At 70.2% G+C, this 18,816-nt stretch carries 15 protein-coding genes; 8 read left to right on the top strand and 7 right to left on the bottom strand.

Annotation, left to right across the window (positions count from 1 at the left end; genetic code table 11):
- Positions 1-85 precede the first annotated feature (85 nt).
- The 8 genes from ACFY7E_RS01805 (at position 86) to ACFY7E_RS01770 (ending at position 7,253) form a co-directional block, all read left to right on the top strand.
- Complete coding sequence (locus tag ACFY7E_RS01805; protein WP_389479634.1) at positions 86-1,021, top strand: phage distal tail protein; 936 nt, start codon at positions 86-88, stop codon at positions 1,019-1,021.
- A 61-nt stretch (positions 1,022-1,082) separates the two neighbouring features.
- Complete coding sequence (locus tag ACFY7E_RS01800; RefSeq protein ID WP_389479632.1) at positions 1,083-2,282, top strand: hypothetical protein; 1,200 nt, start codon at positions 1,083-1,085, stop codon at positions 2,280-2,282.
- A gap of 8 nt (positions 2,283-2,290) precedes the next feature.
- Positions 2,291-3,397 carry a hypothetical protein gene (locus ACFY7E_RS01795; protein ID WP_389479630.1) on the top strand — a complete coding sequence of 369 codons (1,107 nt, stop codon included), beginning with the start codon at positions 2,291-2,293 and terminating at the stop codon, positions 3,395-3,397.
- A gap of 3 nt (positions 3,398-3,400) precedes the next feature.
- A complete protein-coding gene (locus ACFY7E_RS01790; protein ID WP_389479628.1) occupies positions 3,401-4,117 on the top strand; it encodes a hypothetical protein in 717 nt (238 codons plus the stop codon).
- 143 nt (positions 4,118-4,260) lie between these two features.
- Positions 4,261-5,706, top strand: a complete 1,446-nt coding sequence (locus ACFY7E_RS01785; RefSeq protein ID WP_389479626.1) for a phage tail protein — start codon at positions 4,261-4,263, stop codon at positions 5,704-5,706.
- An 89-nt stretch (positions 5,707-5,795) separates the two neighbouring features.
- Positions 5,796-6,728: a peptidoglycan-binding protein gene (locus ACFY7E_RS01780; protein ID WP_389479624.1), complete on the top strand. Its 933-nt coding sequence runs from the start codon at positions 5,796-5,798 to the stop codon at positions 6,726-6,728.
- An 11-nt stretch (positions 6,729-6,739) separates the two neighbouring features.
- Entirely contained in the window at positions 6,740-6,994 is a 255-nt protein-coding gene (locus ACFY7E_RS01775) for a hypothetical protein (protein ID WP_389479622.1), read from the top strand.
- The gene (locus ACFY7E_RS01770) at positions 6,981-7,253 is read left to right on the top strand and encodes a hypothetical protein (protein WP_389479620.1); all 273 of its coding nucleotides are present in this window, start codon (positions 6,981-6,983) and stop codon (positions 7,251-7,253) included. Before ACFY7E_RS01775 ends, ACFY7E_RS01770 begins: the two co-directional genes overlap by 14 nt.
- A 64-nt stretch (positions 7,254-7,317) precedes the next feature.
- On the opposite strand, the gene ACFY7E_RS01765 is transcribed toward ACFY7E_RS01770, so the two are convergent.
- From ACFY7E_RS01765 to rplK, 7 genes are all read right to left on the bottom strand, one after another.
- Positions 7,318-11,217 carry a DNA-directed RNA polymerase subunit beta' gene (locus ACFY7E_RS01765; RefSeq protein WP_389479618.1) on the bottom strand — a complete coding sequence of 1,300 codons (3,900 nt, stop codon included), beginning with the start codon at positions 11,215-11,217 and terminating at the stop codon, positions 7,318-7,320.
- A 101-nt stretch (positions 11,218-11,318) separates the two neighbouring features.
- The gene (gene rpoB / locus ACFY7E_RS01760; RefSeq protein WP_383446042.1) at positions 11,319-14,801 is read right to left on the bottom strand and encodes a DNA-directed RNA polymerase subunit beta; all 3,483 of its coding nucleotides are present in this window, start codon (positions 14,799-14,801) and stop codon (positions 11,319-11,321) included.
- Between the two features lie 544 nt (positions 14,802-15,345).
- A complete protein-coding gene (gene rplL, locus ACFY7E_RS01755) occupies positions 15,346-15,729 on the bottom strand; it encodes a 50S ribosomal protein L7/L12 (RefSeq protein WP_383446040.1) in 384 nt (127 codons plus the stop codon).
- Positions 15,730-15,842: 113 nt separating this feature from the next.
- The gene (gene rplJ / locus ACFY7E_RS01750; protein WP_062752794.1) at positions 15,843-16,373 is read right to left on the bottom strand and encodes a 50S ribosomal protein L10; all 531 of its coding nucleotides are present in this window, start codon (positions 16,371-16,373) and stop codon (positions 15,843-15,845) included.
- A 251-nt stretch (positions 16,374-16,624) separates the two neighbouring features.
- Complete coding sequence (locus ACFY7E_RS01745; RefSeq protein WP_389479615.1) at positions 16,625-17,455, bottom strand: hypothetical protein; 831 nt, start codon at positions 17,453-17,455, stop codon at positions 16,625-16,627.
- Between the two features lie 113 nt (positions 17,456-17,568).
- Positions 17,569-18,297, bottom strand: coding sequence for a 50S ribosomal protein L1 (gene rplA, locus ACFY7E_RS01740; RefSeq protein WP_053646195.1), 729 nt, complete (start codon positions 18,295-18,297; stop codon positions 17,569-17,571).
- Between the two features lie 80 nt (positions 18,298-18,377).
- The gene (rplK, locus tag ACFY7E_RS01735; RefSeq protein WP_030208950.1) at positions 18,378-18,812 is read right to left on the bottom strand and encodes a 50S ribosomal protein L11; all 435 of its coding nucleotides are present in this window, start codon (positions 18,810-18,812) and stop codon (positions 18,378-18,380) included.
- Positions 18,813-18,816: the final 4 nt, after the last annotated feature.

Genomic DNA, 18,816 nt, shown 5'->3' with positions numbered 1-18,816 from the left:
CCACCGCGGACCACCGCTCCCGCACCGGGCCGTGGCCCGGGCCCGGCCCGGAAGCGTCCCGACGAAAGTGAGGTGACGGCCCGTCATGGCCGAGACCACAACCGCATACACGGACGAGACCGCACCCGGCTCACTGATCACCCGCGACGGGCAGATCCAGTGGGCCGGCCTGCTGATGGGGCCGGGCACGCCGTACCAGATCGACCGCACCGGCATCACCGGCTGGGACGACCTGCCCACCCTCGACACCGGCGACGTGCCCCGCCCCGACCAGCACGGCGCCTGGCCCGGCGCCGTCTGGTCGCAGCCCCGGCTCGTCACCGCCACCGTCTGGCTGATGCCGGCCACCGCCGCGCAGGCGCTCGACACCGGCCTCGCCTTCCGCGCCGCTACCGGACCCGAGGGCGGCGAACGCTGGCTGGCCGTACGGCTGCACGGCGAGACCCTCGCCGTACGGGCCCGGGTCAGCCGCCGCGTCGTCCCCCAGGACCGCGCCTACGTCCGCCAGGGCATGGGCAAGGCCAGCCTGCAGTGGACGGCGACCGACCCACGGCGCCTGAGCCCCACCCTGCGCGAGGGCCGGGCCACCCTGCCGGTCAGCGAATCCGGCCTGGTCTGGCAGGACGAGACCGGCGGCGGACTCGTCTGGCCGCTGGACTGGGGCGGTACCGCCGAGTCCGGCGGCTTCACCGCCGTCAACGAGGGCGGCGCCGCCGCGCACCCGGTGATCGAGTTCCGGGGGCCCGTACGGCGCCCGACCCTCACCCGGCTCAGTGACGGCCGCCGGCTCCAGTACGACATCGCCCTCGGCGTCGGCGACGTCCTGACCGTCGACACCGAGGCGGGGACCGTCCTGCTCAACGGCACCACGTCCCGGCTCTACACGGCGACGTCCGCGTCCGCCCCGGAGCAGTTGTTCCGCCTGGAGCCGGGCCGTACCGCGCTCGCCTTCCGCTCCGACGACGCGACCCCGGACCCGCGGGCCTCGGCGACGGTGCGCTGGCGCGACTCCCACTGGTGACCGGTCCCGGCCCCCGCTCCCCCGCCCCGACTTCCCGCAACGCATCTCCCAGGAGGACCTCATGCCCGTGCGCAGCGCATGGCTGATCAACCGCACCGAGACCGAGTCCGGCCAGTCCCGCACCGACACCCGGCTCGCCCCCACCGGCACCATGGCCCCCACCGGCGCGCTGACCAGCGCCACCGGCATCGTGCCGGGGTCGGAGAACGGCCAATACATCATGGACGCGCTGTACGTGTACGGCGACACCACCGGCATGACCGCGAACGTCGCCCCCGGCCGGGCCGTCGTCCAGGGGTCCGACGCCGCGGGCGCCTACCCGGTCGTGGTCACCGACTACACGCAGATCACCTTCGACGACGGCGACGCCAACAACGACCGGGTCGACCTGGTCCTGCTGCGGGTGTACGACGCCCAGTTCGACACGGTCCGCAACCGCACCGAGGCCGTCCTGGAGATCCTCAAGGGCACGCCCGGCCAGCCGGAACCGCAGGCGGTGCCGGAGGGCGCGCTGGCGCTGGCCAAGGTCGTCGTCCCGGCCGGCGCGTCCGTCGGCACCGGCGGCCTGGACTGGTCCAAGGCCGTCTACGACCTGCGGCACACCACCGTCGCCGCCGGCGGCATCCTGGCGGAGTCGTGGAACCGGGAGGTGAAGGGCGGCTACTCCGGCCAGTACCGGGACAACGCCAGCCAGCTCCAGCGCTGGGACGGCAACCGCTGGGTCTCGTACCCCAAGCACCTCGGCGGCGTCGCCCCGCAGGGCGCGCTGGCGACCGGCGAGTACGCGGGCCAGTACCGCGACGAGGGCGGCAGGCTCCAGCGCTGGGACGGCACGGTCTGGCGCCCGATCGTGCCGACGAACGGCTGGGCCTTCAACAACGACGGCGGCTACTGCAAGTCCACGGCCTGGGTCGAGAGCATCACCGACACCGACGTCCCGACCATCTCCGCCACGTTCACCACGCCCGTCTCGGGCGCGGTGCTGGTGACCGTCGGCTACCGCGGCAGCAACCCGGTCGACGCCGGCTGGTCCCAGATGTCGGCGAACATCCGCCTCGCCGGTGCCGTCGTCGTCGCCGCCACCGACGAGCGCGCCGCGACGGTGACGGGCAAGTCGGGCGTCTCGGTCTCGCACACCTTCCGGGTGACCGGCCTCAAGCCGCACACCGTGTACACCGCGGTCGGCGCCTACGTGTCGTCCGCGACCAGCAACGACGCCTGGATCGACAACCGGTTCGTCCGCGTCGACCCGATGCTGTGAGCCGCCCGATGAGCAGGGCCGTGATCACGCCCGTCTACCGGGCGATCTTCTGCGATCTGCGCACGGACCAGGTCCTGGACGTCCTGCCGCTCACCGAGGCCAAGTTCGACGACTTCATCGGCAAGTCGGGGTCGCTGACCGCGACCGTCCCCCTGCCCGAACCCGGCCTGGCCGCGCGGGCCAAGGAGGCCCTGCGGCCCGGCCGCACCGCGGTCTGGCTGGAACGGGACGGGGACATCTGGTGGGGCGGGGTGCTGTGGACCTGCACCCCCGCCTCCGACGAGCAGGGCCGGATGACCGCGCAGTTCCAGGCGGGCACCTTCGACTCGTACCTGGACCACCGCATCCTCTCCGGCAACGTGGTGGGGACCGCGACCGACCAGTTCGACATCGCGCGGGCCCTGGTCGAGCACGCCCAGGCGCAGGACGGCGGTGACATCGGGATCAGTCTCGGCGCGGAGATGTCCGGCGTCCGCCGGGACTTCGCGTACGCCTACTCGGCCCTGGCCCGCGTCCGCGAGCTGCTCGACAAGCTGGCCCAGCTCGCCGACGGCTTCGAATGGCGGATCCACTGCTACCGCGACAGCCAGGGGCGCCGTGCCAAGCGGCTCCAGCTGGGGCATCCGCTCATCCAGGGCGGCCGCTCGGACATCGTCCTGGACCACCCGGGGCCCGTCCTGTCGTACAGCCTGCCCACGGACTCGACCGTGCAGGCGAACGTCTGGGTCGCCCGCGGCGATTCGGACAACACCGACCAGGCGCAGGACTCCGAACCCTCGACGGCGAGGGAGGCCGAGCCCGACGACCTGACGGCCGGCTGGCCGCGGCTGGAACGCACCTCCGACCACAGCGGGGTGAAGGACCCCGAGGTGCTGCGGTCGCTGGCCCGGGCCGAGCTCGCCCGGCAGCGCCGGCCCGAGCAGATCCCCGAGCTGACGGTCCTGCTGGACGGACGGATCACCCCCGCCCTGCTGGGGTCCCGGATCCGGCTGCGCATCCGCGACCTGTGGCACCCGGACGGGCTCGACGCCCACTACCGGGTCGTGGGCCTGGCCGTGAACCCGCCCCAGCGCACCAAGCCCGAGACCGCCACGCTCTATCTGGAAGGGGTGTGACCCTTGGCGATCATTCCCACCGACCTGCTGGACCGCATCCGCACCCTGGAACGGCAGATCCGCGAGCTGATGGGCAGCGCCAACACCACTCCGGCGCTGAACCGGATCAACGACGGCGAGGTCGTCATCGGCGACGGCGGCCGGCTGCGGGTCCGCTCCGCGGGGGGCGAGGACCTGATCCACATGGGCAGGGTCGAGCCGGACCGCGGTCCGAACAAGCCGCAGCAGGGCCTGATGGTCCGCCGCGACGACGGTTCCCTCGCCCTGACGGTGCGGACCTCGGCCCCGGAACGGTTCGACGCCCAGTCGGTGCAGGTCTTCGACCGCTGGGGCAACGTCGTCGTCGCCGACGACTCCACGCAGCGCGGACTCGCCCGCCCGTACATCCCGTACGCGCTGCCCCTGCCGGTCGACGCGGCCCGCTGGGAGTCCACCGGCAACGTCGACTGGACCACGCTCTACAGCGGTCCGGGCATCGTGCAGCACCCGCGGCTGTACGCCTGGATCGCCGTCCAGGGCACGGCCGGCGCGGAGGTCCGCCTCCTCGTGGACGGCCACCAGGTGGGCGCCGCCGGCGGGCCCGGTGCGGACCTCCGGTTCACCGAGCCGCTGCCGGTCGCGTTCGACGCGACGGTCACCTTCGAGATCCAGGCGAAGGTCGCCGCGGCGGGCGACACGGTCCGCTGCCGTCCGCTCGCGCTGTACGGCGTGCAGTCCTGACGTACGGCACCCGTGCCGGCGGCCGCCGCCCGTCCGCGGACGACGGCCGCCGACCGGTGCCGCGCCGCCCCGCCCGGGGCCGGTGCCGCACCGCCCCGTCCGGCCCCCGGCCCCGTACCCGACCAACTGAAGGAGAACGCCCCGTGCTCCCCGCGTCCATCCCGACCGTCCGCGTCACCGCCCGCTACCTGACCCCGGACGGCAGCCCCATGAGCGGCTCCGTCGAGTTCCGCCCGCCGTCCCTGCTCACCCACACCGACGCCGACGTCTTCGTCGGCGGCCCGACCGTCGCCCGGCTCGACGGCGAGGGACGGATCAGCGTCCTCCTGCCCGCCACCGACGCCCCCGGCTGGAACCCGGTCGACTGGACCTACCAGGTGACCGAGAAGCTCGCCGGTCTCGGCAGGATCCGGACGTACCAGATCGCCCTCCCGGCCGCCCGGACCGCGGTCGACCTCGCCGACACGGCCCCCGCCGACCCGAACACCCCGCACTACGTGGCCGTGCCCGGTCCGCCCGGACCCGCCGGACAGATGGGCCCGGCCGGCCCGGCGGGCCCGATCCGCTCGGTCAACGGCCGCACCGTCCCCGACGTCACCCTCACCGCCGCCGACCTGTCGGCCGTCGCCGCCGCCACCGTGGGCGCGGCCGGCGGCGTGGCGGCGCTCGGCCCCGACGGCAAGGTGCCCCTCGCCCAGCTGCCGGCCACCGGGGGCGCCGTCTCCTCGGTGAACGGGAAGACGGGCGCGGTCAGCCTCGCCGCCGCCGACCTCGGCGCGCTGACCCAGGCGGCGGGGGACATCCGCTACCTGGGGATCGACGCCGCCCCGGTGAAGTCGGTCAACGGCCAGGCGGGCGCGGTCCAGCTGAAGGCGTCCGACGTCTCCGCGGTCGCCGCCGGGGACGCGCTGCTCCTGACCGGCGACCAGACCGTGAACGGCGCCAAGACCTACGCCACTCCCCCGTCGACCGCCGCCAACCCCACGACCGCCAACCACCTGGTCCGGCGCGGCTACGTCGACACGGTCTCGGCCGCCGGCACCTGGTCGCCCGCGTCGATGGGCTTCTCCGGCTGGGCGTTCGACCCGGCGGCCTCGTCGGCCGACTCCGTGCAGTACTGCATCAACGGCTGGGTGTACCTGATCGGCGTCCCGCTGCACGCGACCACCACCGTGAAGAACATCGTCTTCTACGTGCCCGGGTACGTGGGCGGCACGCTCGGCGCCGCCTCCCTCGCCGGCCTCTACACCAGCGCCGGCGCGAAGGTCGGCCAGACGGCCACGCTGAACACGACGATCACCGCGACCGAGGGCAAGACGTTCGTCCTGCCGCTGACCGCCCAGTACAACGCCGTCGCCGGCAACTACTGGGTGGCGCTGCTGATCAACGGTCCGAGCCCGACCACCAACGGCCCGGCCTTCATGCGCGGCGCCTCCATGGGCAACGCCCCGGGCGGCAGCGCCCGCATGCCGGGGTTCTTCGTCCGCCACGGCCGGCTGCCCACCACCGGTCAGACCTCCCTGCCCGGATCGTTCACCCCGTCCACCGTGATCGCCGACTCCAACGCGATCTGGGCCGCCCTGTCCTGACCGGGCTTCCCCCCACTCTTCACCCCGCACCACCCGCCCCGTGCCGGCCGACCGGCACGGGGCGTTCCCCTTTCCGAAAGGAGCCCCACATGGCCACTCCCCTCACCGCCGACCAGCTGCTCACCGCGCTGCGCGCCGAAGGCGTCACCGTCGTCGAGCACCGCGAATGGCGCACCCACAACCGCAACCACGTCGGTGCCTGGGGCCCGGTCAACGGCGTGATGATCCACCACACCGTCTCCAGCGGCAGCGCGGCCTCCGTCGAGCTCTGCTACGACGGCTACACCGACCTGCCCGGCCCCCTGTGCCACGGCGTCATCGACAAGGAGGGCGTCGTCCACCTGGTCGGCAACGGCCGCGCCAACCACGCGGGCGGCGGCGACCCCGACGTGCTGAAGGCGGTCATCGCCGAGAACTACGGGGAGCGGCCGCCCGCCACCGACGAGCACCAGGGCAGCGCGGGCGCCGTCGACGGCAACACCCGCTTCTACGGCTTCGAGTGCGTCAACCTCGGGAACGGCACGGACCCCTGGCCCGACGCCCAGCTCGACGCCATCGAGCGCGCTTCCGCCGCGATCTGCCGCGCGCACGCCTGGGGCGCCAAGTCCGTCATCGGTCACCTGGAGTGGTCGGACCACAAGAGCGATCCGCGCGGCTTCACCATGCCGGACCTGCGCGGCCGCATCGCCGCCCGGCTCGCCGCCGCCCCCACGGGGGCGCCGGCCGCGAACCCGTCCCAGACGCCCGGGAGCACCTCTCCGGACGCCCCGCGCCTCCAGCCGTTTCCCGGCGGCGACTTCTTCACCGCCTCCACCAGCTCGCCGGTGATCACCGCGATGGGCCGCCGGCTCGTCGCCGAGGGCTGCTCCGCGTACGGCACGGGCCCCGGCCCCCGCTGGACGGAGGCCGACCGGCGCAGCTACGCGAAGTGGCAGCGCAAGCTCGGGTTCCGCGGCTCCGACGCCGACGGCGTGCCCGGCCGCGCCTCCTGGAACGCCCTGAAGGTTCCGTACGTCCGTTGAGGAGTCCACAGATGTCCGATGCCGCCACACGCACGGCCCGCACGATCCTCCAGACCGCCGTGGCCCTCGCCGTCGTCCTGCCGGCCGTCGTCGACGCCTCCGGCATCCCGGCCACCCTCCCCCGGGTCGCCGGGGCGCTCGCCGTCGCGGGCGCGCTGACCCGCGTGATGGCCCTGCCCGCGGTGCAGCGGCTGCTGCCGCCCTGGCTCCGGAGCGGAGAACCGGCCGGCGCCACTTCTCCGGGGGTCGCCGATGACCGACTCTGACACGTCCCACCAGGGCGACCCGGTGGCGGTCGCCGTGGAGCTGGAGCGGCTGCGCGGCACGCTGGAGGCCGGTTTCGCCCGCGTCGACGGTTCACTGGCGCTGCTGGTCCAGCGCCACGACCAGACGGACAAGCAGCTCGCCGACCACGAGGTCCGGCTCGACGCCCTGGAGCGCTCCCGCTGGCCGGTGACCAGCATCACCGTCCTGGTGGCGAGCGCCGGCCTGCTGCTCACCAGCTGGCAGGCGCTCGGCCGCTGAACACGCCGGAGGGCGGCCACCCCGTACGAAACGGGGTGACCGCCCTCGGCGTCGAGCGACTCGCCTACTGGTTGTACGGACCGTAGTCGTAGTCCTCCAGCGGAACGGCCTGGCCGGAGCCCGAGCCGAACGGCGAGTAGTCGATGTCGTCGTAGCCGACGGCCGAGTACATCGCGGCCTTGGCCTCCTCGGTCGGCTCGACCCGGATGTTGCGGTAGCGGGACAGACCCGTACCGGCCGGGATGAGCTTACCGATGATGACGTTCTCCTTGAGGCCGATGAGGCTGTCGGACTTGGCGTTGATCGCCGCGTCCGTCAGCACTCGGGTCGTCTCCTGGAAGGAGGCGGCCGACAGCCAGGACTCCGTCGCCAGCGAGGCCTTGGTGATACCCATCAGCTGCGGACGGCCGGAGGCGGGGTGACCGCCCTCGGTGACCACGCGACGGTTCTCGGTCTCGAACTTCGACCGCTCGACCAGCTCGCCCGGAAGCAGCTCCGCGTCGCCGGACTCGATGATCGTCACGCGGCGCAGCATCTGCCGGATGATGATCTCGATGTGCTTGTCGTGGATCGACACGCCCTGCGAGTTGTAGACCTTCTGGACTTCGCCGACCAGGTGGACCTGGACCGCGCGCTGACCGAGGATCCGGAGCACGTCGTGCGGGTTGGTGGCACCCACGGTGAGCTTCTGGCCCACCTCGACGTGGTCGCCCTCGCCCACGAGCAGACGGGCGCGCTTCGAGATCGGGAACGCCGTCTCGTCGCTGCCGTCGTCCGGGGTGACGACGATCTTCTTGGTCTTCTCGGTCTCCTCGATGCGGACGCGGCCGGCCGCCTCCGAGATCGGGGCGACACCCTTCGGCTGCCGGGCCTCGAAGAGCTCGACGACACGGGGCAGACCCTGGGTGATGTCGTCACCGGCCACACCACCGGTGTGGAAGGTACGCATCGTCAGCTGGGTGCCGGGCTCACCGATGGACTGGGCGGCGATGATGCCGACCGCCTCACCGATGTCGACCAGCTTGCCGGTGGCGAGCGAACGGCCGTAGCAGAACGCACAGGTGCCGACGGCGGACTCACAGGTCAGGACCGAACGGGTCTTGACCTCCTCGACGCCCGCGTTGACCAGGGCGTCGATGAGCACGTCGCCCAGGTCGACGTTGGCCGGCGCGATGACCTTGCCGTCCACGACGACGTCCTCGGCGAGCATCCGCGCGTACACGGAGGTCTCGACGTCCTCGGTCTTGCGCAGGACACCCGTCTCGTCCTTCGCCGCGATCCGCAGCTTCAGACCGCGCTCGGTGCCGCAGTCCTCCTCGCGGATGATGACGTCCTGCGAGACGTCCACCAGACGACGGGTCAGGTAACCCGAGTCGGCGGTGCGCAGGGCGGTGTCGGCGAGACCCTTACGGGCACCGTGCGTCGAGATGAAGTACTCGAGGACGGACAGACCCTCGCGGAAGGACGCCTTGATGGGACGCGGGATGGTCTCGTTCTTCGCGTTCGACACCAGACCGCGCATACCCGCGATCTGCCGCATCTGCATCATGTTTCCTCGGGCGCCCGAGTCGACCATCATGAAGATGGGGTTGGTCTTGGGGAAGTTCGCGTTCATCGCCTCGGCGACCTCGTTGGTCGCCTTGGTCCAGATCGCGATGAGCTCCTGCGTGCGCTCTTCCTTGGTGATCAGACCGCGCTCGTACTGCTTCTGGACCTTCTCGTCCTGCGCCTCGTACCCGGCGACGATCTCCTTCTTCGCCTCGGGGACGACGACGTCGGAGATGGCCACGGTGACGCCGGAGCGGGTCGCCCAGAAGAAGCCGGACGCCTTGAGGTTGTCGAGCGTCGCCGCCACGATGACCTTGGGGTAGCGCTCGGCCAGGTCGTTGACGATCTCGGAGAGCTGCTTCTTGCCCACCGAGTAGTCGACGAACGGGTAGTCCTCGGGCAGCAGCTCGTTGAAGAGCGCGCGGCCCAGGGTGGTGCGCAGGCGGAACGAGTCCCCCTGCTGCCACTCGGGCTCGCCCTCCTCGCGCGCCGGCGGGGTCCAGCCGCGCGGCGGGATGGTGCCCACCGGGAAGCGGATGTCGATCGGCGACTGCAGCGCGAGCTCGCCGGCGTCGAACGCCATGATCGCCTCGGCCGTGGAGCCGAACGCGCGGCCCTCGCCCTTGGTGTCACGCAGCTCGCCGTCGGTGGTCAGGAAGAACAGACCGAGGACCATGTCCTGGGTCGGCATCGTGACCGGGCGGCCGTCGGCCGGCTTGAGGATGTTGTTCGAGGACAGCATCAGGATACGGGCCTCGGCCTGCGCCTCCGCGGAGAGCGGCAGGTGGACGGCCATCTGGTCACCGTCGAAGTCCGCGTTGAACGCGGTGCAGACGAGCGGGTGGATCTGGATGGCCTTGCCCTCGACCAGCTGCGGCTCGAAGGCCTGGATGCCGAGGCGGTGCAGCGTGGGCGCACGGTTCAGCAGGACCGGGTGCTCGGCGATGACCTCTTCGAGGACGTCGTACACGACCGTGCGGCCGCGCTCGACCATCCGCTTGGCCGACTTGATGTTCTGCGCGTGGTTCAGGTCCACCAGGCGCTTCATCACGAACGGCTTGAAGAGCTCCAGCGCCATGGCCTTCGGCAGACCGCACTGGTGCAGCTTGAGCTGCGGGCCGACGACGATGACGGAACGGGCCGAGTAGTCGACTCGCTTGCCGAGCAGGTTCTGACGGAAACGACCCTGCTTGCCCTTGAGCATGTCGCTCAGGGACTTCAGCGGGCGGTTGCCGGGACCGGTGACCGGGCGACCGCGACGACCGTTGTCGAAGAGGGCGTCCACGGCCTCCTGGAGCATGCGCTTCTCGTTGTTCACGATGATCTCGGGCGCGCCGAGGTCGAGAAGCCGCTTCAGGCGGTTGTTGCGGTTGATCACGCGGCGGTACAGGTCGTTCAGGTCGGAGGTCGCGAAGCGGCCACCGTCCAGCTGCACCATCGGACGCAGGTCCGGCGGGATGACCGGCACGCAGTCGAGAACCATGCCCTTGGGGCTGTTCGCGGTCTGCAGGAACGCGGAGACGACCTTGAGGCGCTTGAGCGCGCGGGTCTTCTTCTGGCCCTTGCCCGTGCGGATGATCTCGCGGAGGCGCTCGGCCTCCTCCTCCAGGTCGAAGGACTCCAGGCGCTTCTGCAGCGCCGCGGCGCCCATCGAGCCGTCGAAGTACGTGCCGAAGCGGTCACGCAGCTCGCGGTAGAGGAGCTCGTCGCCCTCCAGGTCCTGGACCTTGAGGTTCTTGAAGCGCGACCAGACCTCGTCCAGACGGTCGATCTCGCGCTGCGCGCGGTCGCGCAGCTGCTTCATCTCGCGCTCGGCACCCTCGCGCACCTTGCGGCGCACGTCGGCCTTGGCGCCCTCGGCCTCCAGCTCGGCGAGGTCGTTCTCGAGCTTCTTGGCGCGGGCCTCCAGGTCGGAGTCGCGACGGTTCTCGATCTGCTGGCGCTCGACGGAGACGTGCGCCTCCAGCGAGGGCAGGTCACGCGTACGGCGCTCGTCGTCGACGTACGTGATCATGTACGCCGCGAAGTAGATGACCTTCTCCAGGTCCTTCGGGGCGAGGTCGAGCAGGTATCCGAGGCGCGACGGGACGCCCTTGAAGTACCAGATGTGGGTGACGGGAGCGGCGAGCTCGATGTGGCCCATCCGCTCGCGGCGCACCTTGGCGCGGGTGACCTCGACGCCACACCGCTCACAGATGATGCCCTTGAAGCGGACGCGCTTGTACTTGCCGCAGTAGCACTCCCAGTCCCGGGTCGGACCGAAGATCTTCTCGCAGAAGAGTCCGTCCTTCTCGGGCTTGAGCGTGCGGTAGTTGATGGTCTCCGGCTTCTTGACCTCGCCGTGGCTCCACTGACGGATGTCGTCAGCGGTGGCCAGACCGATCCGGAGCTCGTCGAAGAAGTTGACGTCGAGCACTATGCGTCAATCCCTCTCAGGGTTGTAAGGCTGTGGGTCTGATACGGGGGTCCTGGGGCCGGCGGGGGGGACCTGTACGGGTCCCCCCGGCCGGACTCCCGTCAGACCTCTTCGACGCTGCTCGGCTCGCGCCGGGACAGGTCGATGCCGAGCTCCTCCGCTGCGCGGAAGACGTCCTCGTCGGTGTCGCGCATCTCGATGGACATGCCGTCCGAGGACAGCACCTCCACGTTGAGGCACAGGGACTGCATCTCCTTGATGAGCACCTTGAAGGACTCGGGGATGCCGGGCTCAGGGATGTTCTCGCCCTTGACGATGGCCTCGTAGACCTTCACGCGGCCGGTCACGTCGTCGGACTTGATCGTCAGCAGCTCCTGGAGGGCGTACGCGGCGCCGTAAGCCTCCAGCGCCCACACCTCCATCTCACCGAAGCGCTGGCCACCGAACTGGGCCTTACCACCCAGCGGCTGCTGGGTGATCATCGAGTACGGGCCGGTCGAACGCGCGTGGAGCTTGTCGTCGACCAGGTGGTGGAGCTTGAGGATGTACATGTACCCGACGGAGATCGGGTCCGGGAACGGCTCGCCGGAGCGGCCGTCGAACAGCCTCGCCTTGCCGGTCGGGAGCACCATGCGCTCGCCGTCACGGTTCGGGATGGTGTGGTTCAGCAGGCCCGCCAGCTCGTCCTCGCGCGCACCGTCGAAGACCGGGGTGGCGACGTTGGTGCCGGGGGCGACCTGGTCGGCGCCGATCGCCTGGAGGCGCTGCGCCCACTCGTCCGCGAGGCCGGAGACGTCCCAGCCGCGGCTGGCGAGCCAGCCGAGGTGGATCTCCAGGACCTGTCCCGGGTTCATTCGGGACGGGACGCCGAGCGGGTTGAGGATGATGTCGACCGGGGTGCCGTCCTCCAGGAACGGCATGTCCTCGATCGGCAGGATCTTCGAGATGACGCCCTTGTTGCCGTGACGGCCGGCGAGCTTGTCACCGTCGGTGATCTTGCGCTTCTGGGCGACGTAGACGCGGACCAGCTGGTTCACGCCCGGAGGAAGCTCGTCGCCCTCCTCGCGGTCGAAGACGCGCACGCCGATGATCTTGCCGATCTCGCCGTGGGGCACCTTCAGGGAGGTGTCGCGGACCTCGCGGGCCTTCTCGCCGAAGATCGCGCGGAGCAGGCGCTCCTCCGGGGTCAGCTCGGTCTCGCCCTTGGGCGTGACCTTGCCGACCAGGATGTCGCCGGCGACGACCTCGGCACCGATGCGGATGATGCCGCGCTCGTCGAGGTCGGCGAGGACCTCCTCGGAGACGTTCGGGATGTCCCGGGTGATCTCCTCGGGGCCCAGCTTGGTGTCACGGGCGTCGACCTCGTGCTCCTCGATGTGGATCGAGGAGAGGACGTCGTCCTGCACGAGGCGCTGCGACAGGATGATCGCGTCCTCGTAGTTGTGGCCCTCCCACGGCATGAACGCCACGAGCAGGTTCTTGCCGAGCGCCATCTCGCCGTCTTCGGTGGCGGGACCGTCGGCGAGGACCTGGCCCTCGATGACGCGGTCGCCCTCGTCCACGACGACCTTCTGGTTCACCGAGGTGCCCTGGTTCGAGCGGGAGAACTTGTGCAGGCGGTACGTGATGTACGTGCCGTCGTCGTTGGCGACCGTGATGTAGTCGGCCGACAGCTCCTGGACGACACCGTCCTTCTCGGCCTTGAGCACGTCGCCGGCGTCGGTGGCGCAGCGGTACTCCATGCCGGTGCCGACGAGCGGGGCCTCGGACTTGATGAGCGGCACCGCCTGACGCATCATGTTCGCGCCCATGAGGGCGCGGTTGGCGTCGTCGTGCTCGAGGAACGGGATCATGGCGGTCGCGACCGACACCATCTGGCGCGGCGAGACGTCCATGTAGTCCACGTCGGCGGGGAGGACGTAGTCGACCTCGCCGCCGCGCTTGCGGACCAGGACGCGGTTCTCGGTGAAGCGCAGGTCGTCGTCGAGGCCGGCGTTGGCCTGCGCGATGACGAAGCGGTCCTCCTCGTCGGCGGTGACGTAGTCGACCTCGTCGGTGACCTGGCCGTCGACGACCTTGCGGTACGGCGTCTCGATGAAGCCGAACGCGTTGACGCGGCCGTACGAGGCGAGCGAACCGATCAGACCGATGTTCGGGCCTTCGGGGGTCTCGATCGGGCACATGCGTCCGTAGTGGGACGGGTGCACGTCTCGGACCTCGAAGCCGGCCCGCTCGCGGGACAGACCACCGGGACCCAGCGCCGAGAGGCGACGCTTGTGCGTCAGACCCGACAGCGGGTTGTTCTGGTCCATGAACTGCGACAGCTGGCTGGTGCCGAAGAACTCCTTGATGGAGGCGACGACCGGCCGGATGTTGATCAGGGTCTGCGGCGTGATCGCCTCGACGTCCTGCGTGGTCATGCGCTCGCGGACGACGCGCTCCATGCGGGCCAGACCCGTGCGGACCTGGTTCTGGATGAGCTCGCCGACGTTGCGCAGACGACGGTTGCCGAAGTGGTCGATGTCGTCGGTCTCGACGACGATCTCGTTGCCGTTCTCGCCGATCGTCTCGGTCTCGCCCGCGTGGAGCTTCACGAGGTACTTGATCGTGGCGATGACGTCGTCCGTGGTGAGGACGCCGGCGTCCAGCGGCTCGTCCGCGCCGAGCTTCTTGTTCACCTTGTAGCGGCCGACCTTCGCGAGGTCGTAGCGCTTCGGGTTGAAGTAGAGGTTCTCGAGCAGCGTCTGAGCGGCCTCACGGGTCGGCGGCTCGCCCGGACGCAGCTTGCGGTAGATGTCGAGCAGCGCGTCGTCCTGGCCCTGGGTGTGGTCCTTCTCCAGGGTGGCGCGCATGGACTCGTACTCGCCGAACTCCTGGAGGATCTGCTCGGTGGTCCAGCCGAGGGCCTTCAGGAGGACGGTGACGGACTGCTTGCGCTTGCGGTCGATGCGGACACCGACCAGGTCGCGCTTGTCGATCTCCATCTCCAGCCAGGCACCCCGGGACGGGATGATCTTGGCGGAGAAGATGTCCTTGTCGGAGGTCTTGTCGATCGACGAGTCGAAGTAGACGCCCGGCGAACGGACCAGCTGCGACACCACGACACGCTCGGTGCCGTTGATGACGAAGGTGCCCTTGTTGGTCATGAGCGGGAAGTCGCCCATGAAGACCGTCTGGGACTTGATCTCGCCGGTCTCGTTGTTGGTGAACTCGGCGGTGACGAAGAGCGGGGCGCCGTACGTGAAGTCACGGTCCTTGCACTCGTCGATCGAGTTCTTCGGCGGCTCGAAGCGGTGGTCGCGGAAGGTCAGCGACATCGACCCGGAGAAGTCCTCGATCGGGGAGATCTCCTCGAAGATCTCCTCCAGACCGGACTTCCTGGGGACGTCCTGTCCCGACTCGAGAGCAGCCTCGACGCGAGCCTTCCAGGCGGCGTTGCCGAGCAGCCAGTCAAAGCTCTCGGTCTGCAGCGCGAGGAGGTTCGGAACCTCGAGGGGCTCCTTGATCTTTGCAAAGGAGATGCGCAGCGGGGCGGTGCTTGCGCCGTTGTTCGTATTGGTCGAGGCGTTGCGCGAGGCGGCCAAGAGGGGGTCCTTCCGAGGGCTCGGACTCACTACGCGCGTACCGGTCCCCAGCAGAGCTTCGTGGCAGACGTTTCCTGAAATGACCGAAAGGCCAGGTCGGAAGGGGTCGACCGATGAAGCGGATGCGAAGGTATGCCCCTGGTGACGGGCAGAGGGCAGCTAACAGGCAGCGCAAAGGGTCAGTGTAGCCACTTGGCTCACTGATGTCCAGGGCGAGTTCTTCGCGACCCTCGTTGCTCTCAACTCCGCGCTACTTCGCGCCGTGCGGCGCACCTCGATACTGCCCGTTCCGTCGTCGATCCATGCCTCGGATACGGATCGTTGTGACGACGCGTCCTGAGAATTGCGCGCTGCGTGCGGTTCGTCAAGGGCTCCCGCTCCGGGAGGCGCACGGCGAAGATCACCATACTCCGCTTCCGGACCCCCGGGACGGTCGCCACGCCCGCCCCCGGGAACGCCGAAAGGCGACCACCCATCTGGATGATCGCCCTTCGGTGCCCCCGCGTTACACGGGGGCGTGAGTCTTCAGCGACTCGAAACGGTCTTACTTGACCGTGGCGGAGGCGCCGGCGGCCTTGAGGGACTCGGCGGCCTTCTCGGCGACGTCCTTCGCGACCTTCTCGAGGACCGGCTTCGGGGCGCCGTCGACGAGGTCCTTGGCCTCCTTGAGGCCCAGGGAGGTGAGCTCGCGCACGACCTTGATGACCTGGATCTTCTTGTCGCCGGCACCCTCGAGGATGACGTCGAACTCGTCCTGCTCCTCGGCGGCCTCGGCCGGGGCGCCCGGGCCGGCCGGACCGGCGACGGCGACGGCCGCGGCGGCGGTGACGTCGAACTTCTCCTCGAAGGCCTTCACGAACTCGGAGAGCTCGATGAGGGTCATCTCCTCGAACTGGGCGAGGAGGTCGTCCTGAGAGAGCTTCGCCATGATGGGCGATCCTTCCACTAATTCGGCAGGTGCCGGATGTATGTAGAGGCGGGCGTACTGTCGGCCCGCTGCGACCCGCGCGCTAGGCGGCGCGGGTCAATGCGCGAGCCGAGTTACTCGGCACCGCCCTGCTCGGCGAGCTTGACGCGAAGCGCCTCCGCGGTGCGGACGAACTTCGACGGCAGCGCCTGGAAGAGCGAGGCAGCCTGGGACTGCTTGCCCTTGAACGCGCCGGCCAGCTTGCTGAGCAGAACCTCGCGGGACTCGAGGTCCGCGAGCTTCTTGATCTCATCCGCGGAGAGCGCCTTACCGTCAAGGACACCGCCCTTGATGATGAGGTTCGGGTTCTCCTTGGCGAAGTCACGCAGGGCCTTCGCCGACTCCACCGGGTCACCGGTGACGAAGGCGACCGCGGTCGGACCAGCGAAGTGCTCGTCCAGCGCGGTGATCCCGGCCTGGTTGGCCGCGATCTTGGTCAGCGTGTTCTTCACCACGGCGTACTGGGCGTTCTCACCGAGCGAACGACGCAGCGTCTTGAGCTGCGCGACGGTGAGACCCCGGTACTCGGTCAGCACAGCGGCGTTCGAGCTGCGGAACTGGTCCTCCAGCTCGGCCACCGAGGCAGCCTTGTCGGGCCTTGCCATAAGCGTCGGCCTCCTTCCGGGTGATGGGACCGCTCGGAAGGGGCTGAACAAAACAAAACGCCCCGGGCGCAGGCGCACGGGGCTCAGCTCGACCGGTTCACAAGGAATCGGGAACTCTTCCACAGTCACCTGCGCGGGTCGCTCGCATCTCGCAGCGAATCCTTCGGCCACCGCACCCGAACGGGCGCAGAGACGACCAGCGGTCTTTGGCTTCCTCGGAAGAGTACGCGACCGGGTCGGCCGGGGGCAAATCAGCCCCGACCGCTCCCTCCGCCGCGCCCTCCGGCCAGCCTCTTGAGCAGCTCGGCGAAGCCGATCGTGTCGTCGGCGGGCGGGGTCCGGACGTCGACCTCGGTGCCGTAGTCGGTGGAGGTCGTGGTGAGCTCCGTCCGCGAGCCGTCGGCGTCGGTCGTGAGGACCGTCCGCCGCGGATAGCCGTCCGCGCCGATCCAGACCTCCAGGTGCCGGCCCCCGGGGAGGTCTCCCCCGTAGGCCCGCGCGCCGGAGTCCTTCGCGGCGCCGAGGGGCCTGAGCGTGGACGACTTCGCGAGGAGGCCGAGTTCCTCGGCCGGGTCCTGGTTCACGCCGCTGAGCCCGGCGGTGAGCTGGGGGACGATTCCGCCCCCCGCGCCGGGGCCCTCCAGGTCGACCTTCAGCCAGCGCCTGCCGCCCGTCAGAGCGGTCCGCCCGGCTCCCACGTCCGTGTACGCGGCTCCGCCGGCCGTGACCACCCGGGTCTCGGCGGGAGCGCCGGGAACGGCCGCCAGGTACGTCGATGCGGTGACCTTCAGGTCCGCGGCCGAGGGGCCCCACCTGCGGACACCGGTGAAGGTGCTGCTGCCGGCGGCCCGGCCGCCGCTCACCACGACCCGCGTCTCGACCTTCGCGCTCCCGGCCGCCGCCGTCTTCTCGTACGCGGCCCGGACGGCCTTCGCGGCCTCCTCCCGGTCCCGGGACCCGGGCGACGCGGCCGCGGAGCCGGCCGGCTCCGCGGCGCCGCCGTCCGCGCATCCCGCGACGCCCGTCACGACGGTCGCGGCCGCCAGGGCGGCGAGGGTGCTCTTCCACGTGGTCCCGTTCATGGCCGTCCCCGCCTCTTGATCGGCTCCTTGTGGTCCGACCGTAGACAAGAAGCCGGCCCCGCGCCTCCGGAGAGGTGCGGGGCCGGCTGACCACTTCAGCGAGCCGATGGGGCTCAGACCGCGGCCGGGTCCTCCTCGACGAGGAGGTTGCGGGTGCGGTTGGAGTCCAGCGGGATGCCGGGGCCCATCGTCGTCGTCAGGGTCGCCTTCTTGATGTAGCGGCCCTTGGCGGCGGACGGCTTCAGACGGAGGATCTCCTCCAGGGCCGCGGCGTAGTTCTCGACCAGCTTCGTCTCGTCGAAGGAGACCTTGCCGATGATGAAGTGCAGGTTCGAGTGCTTGTCGACGCGGAACTCGATCTTGCCGCCCTTGATCTCGTTGACGGCCTTGGCGACGTCGGGGGTGACGGTGCCGACCTTCGGGTTGGGCATGAGACCACGCGGGCCGAGGACGCGGCCGAGGCGGCCGACCTTGCCCATGAGGTCCGGGGTGGCCACCACGGCGTCGAACTCGTTCAGGCGGTTGCCCTTGGAGATCTCGTCGATGAGCTCGTCGGAGCCGACGATGTCGGCGCCGGCGGCGATCGCGGCCTCGGCACGGTCACCGGTCGCGAAGACCAGGACCCGGGCGGTCTTGCCGGTGCCGTGCGGGAGGTTCACGGTGCCGCGGACCATCTGGTCGGCCTTGCGCGGGTCGACACCCAGGCGGAAGGCGACCTCGACGGTGCCGTCGAACTTCGTGGTGGCGGTGTCCTTGGCGAGACGGACGGCCTCGAGGGGGGCGTAGTTCCGCTCGCGGTCGACCTTGGCGTCCGCGCCGCGGAGAGCCTTGCTGCGCTTCACTTCTTCTCCTGTTGGTTCAGGTGTGGAGTCGTGGTGCGGACCAGCGCTTGGTCCTACCACTGGATCACAAGGGGGGGTGATCAGCCCTCGACCGTGATGCCCATGGAACGGGCGGTGCCGGCGATGATCTTCGACGCGGCGTCGAGGTCGTTGGCGTTCAGGTCGGGGAGCTTGACCGAGGCGATCTCGCGGACCTGGGCGGCCGTGAGCTTGGCGACCTTGGTCTTGTGCGGCTCGCCGGAGCCCTTGTCCACACCGGCGGCCTTGAGGATCAGCTTCGCGGCCGGCGGGGTCTTGGTGATGAAGGTGAAGGAACGGTCCTCGTAGACCGTGATCTCCACCGGCACGACCATGCCGCGCTGCGACTCGGTCGCGGCGTTGTAGGCCTTGCAGAATTCCATGATGTTGACGCCGTGCTGACCCAGCGCGGGGCCGACCGGCGGGGCCGGGTTGGCCGCACCGGCGTTGATCTGGAGCTTGATAAGCCCCGTGACCTTCTTCTTCTTGGGAGGCATTGCT

Origin of the sequence: Streptomyces sp. NPDC012825, from assembly GCF_042900925.1 — a bacterium.
Lineage (GTDB): Bacteria > Actinomycetota > Actinomycetes > Streptomycetales > Streptomycetaceae > Streptomyces.
The sequence above is the reverse complement of the archived record's forward strand: the minus strand, read 5'-3'. Positions and strand labels throughout refer to the sequence as shown.

Excerpts from the sequence above, each read along its gene's own strand:
- ACFY7E_RS01805 (WP_389479634.1), top strand. The coding sequence starts at position 86 with ATGGCCGAGACCACAACCGCATACACGGACGAGACCGCACCCGGCTCA.
- ACFY7E_RS01800 (WP_389479632.1), top strand. The coding sequence starts at position 1,083 with ATGCCCGTGCGCAGCGCATGGCTGATCAACCGCACCGAGACCGAGTCC.
- ACFY7E_RS01795 (WP_389479630.1), top strand. The coding sequence starts at position 2,291 with ATGAGCAGGGCCGTGATCACGCCCGTCTACCGGGCGATCTTCTGCGAT.
- ACFY7E_RS01780 (WP_389479624.1), top strand. The coding sequence starts at position 5,796 with ATGGCCACTCCCCTCACCGCCGACCAGCTGCTCACCGCGCTGCGCGCC.
- ACFY7E_RS01775 (WP_389479622.1), top strand. The coding sequence starts at position 6,740 with ATGTCCGATGCCGCCACACGCACGGCCCGCACGATCCTCCAGACCGCC.
- ACFY7E_RS01770 (WP_389479620.1), top strand. The coding sequence starts at position 6,981 with ATGACCGACTCTGACACGTCCCACCAGGGCGACCCGGTGGCGGTCGCC.
- rplL (WP_383446040.1), bottom strand. The coding sequence starts at position 15,729 with ATGGCGAAGCTCTCTCAGGACGACCTCCTCGCCCAGTTCGAGGAGATG.
- rplJ (WP_062752794.1), bottom strand. The coding sequence starts at position 16,373 with ATGGCAAGGCCCGACAAGGCTGCCTCGGTGGCCGAGCTGGAGGACCAG.
- ACFY7E_RS01745 (WP_389479615.1), bottom strand. The coding sequence starts at position 17,455 with ATGAACGGGACCACGTGGAAGAGCACCCTCGCCGCCCTGGCGGCCGCG.
- rplK (WP_030208950.1), bottom strand. The coding sequence starts at position 18,812 with ATGCCTCCCAAGAAGAAGAAGGTCACGGGGCTTATCAAGCTCCAGATC.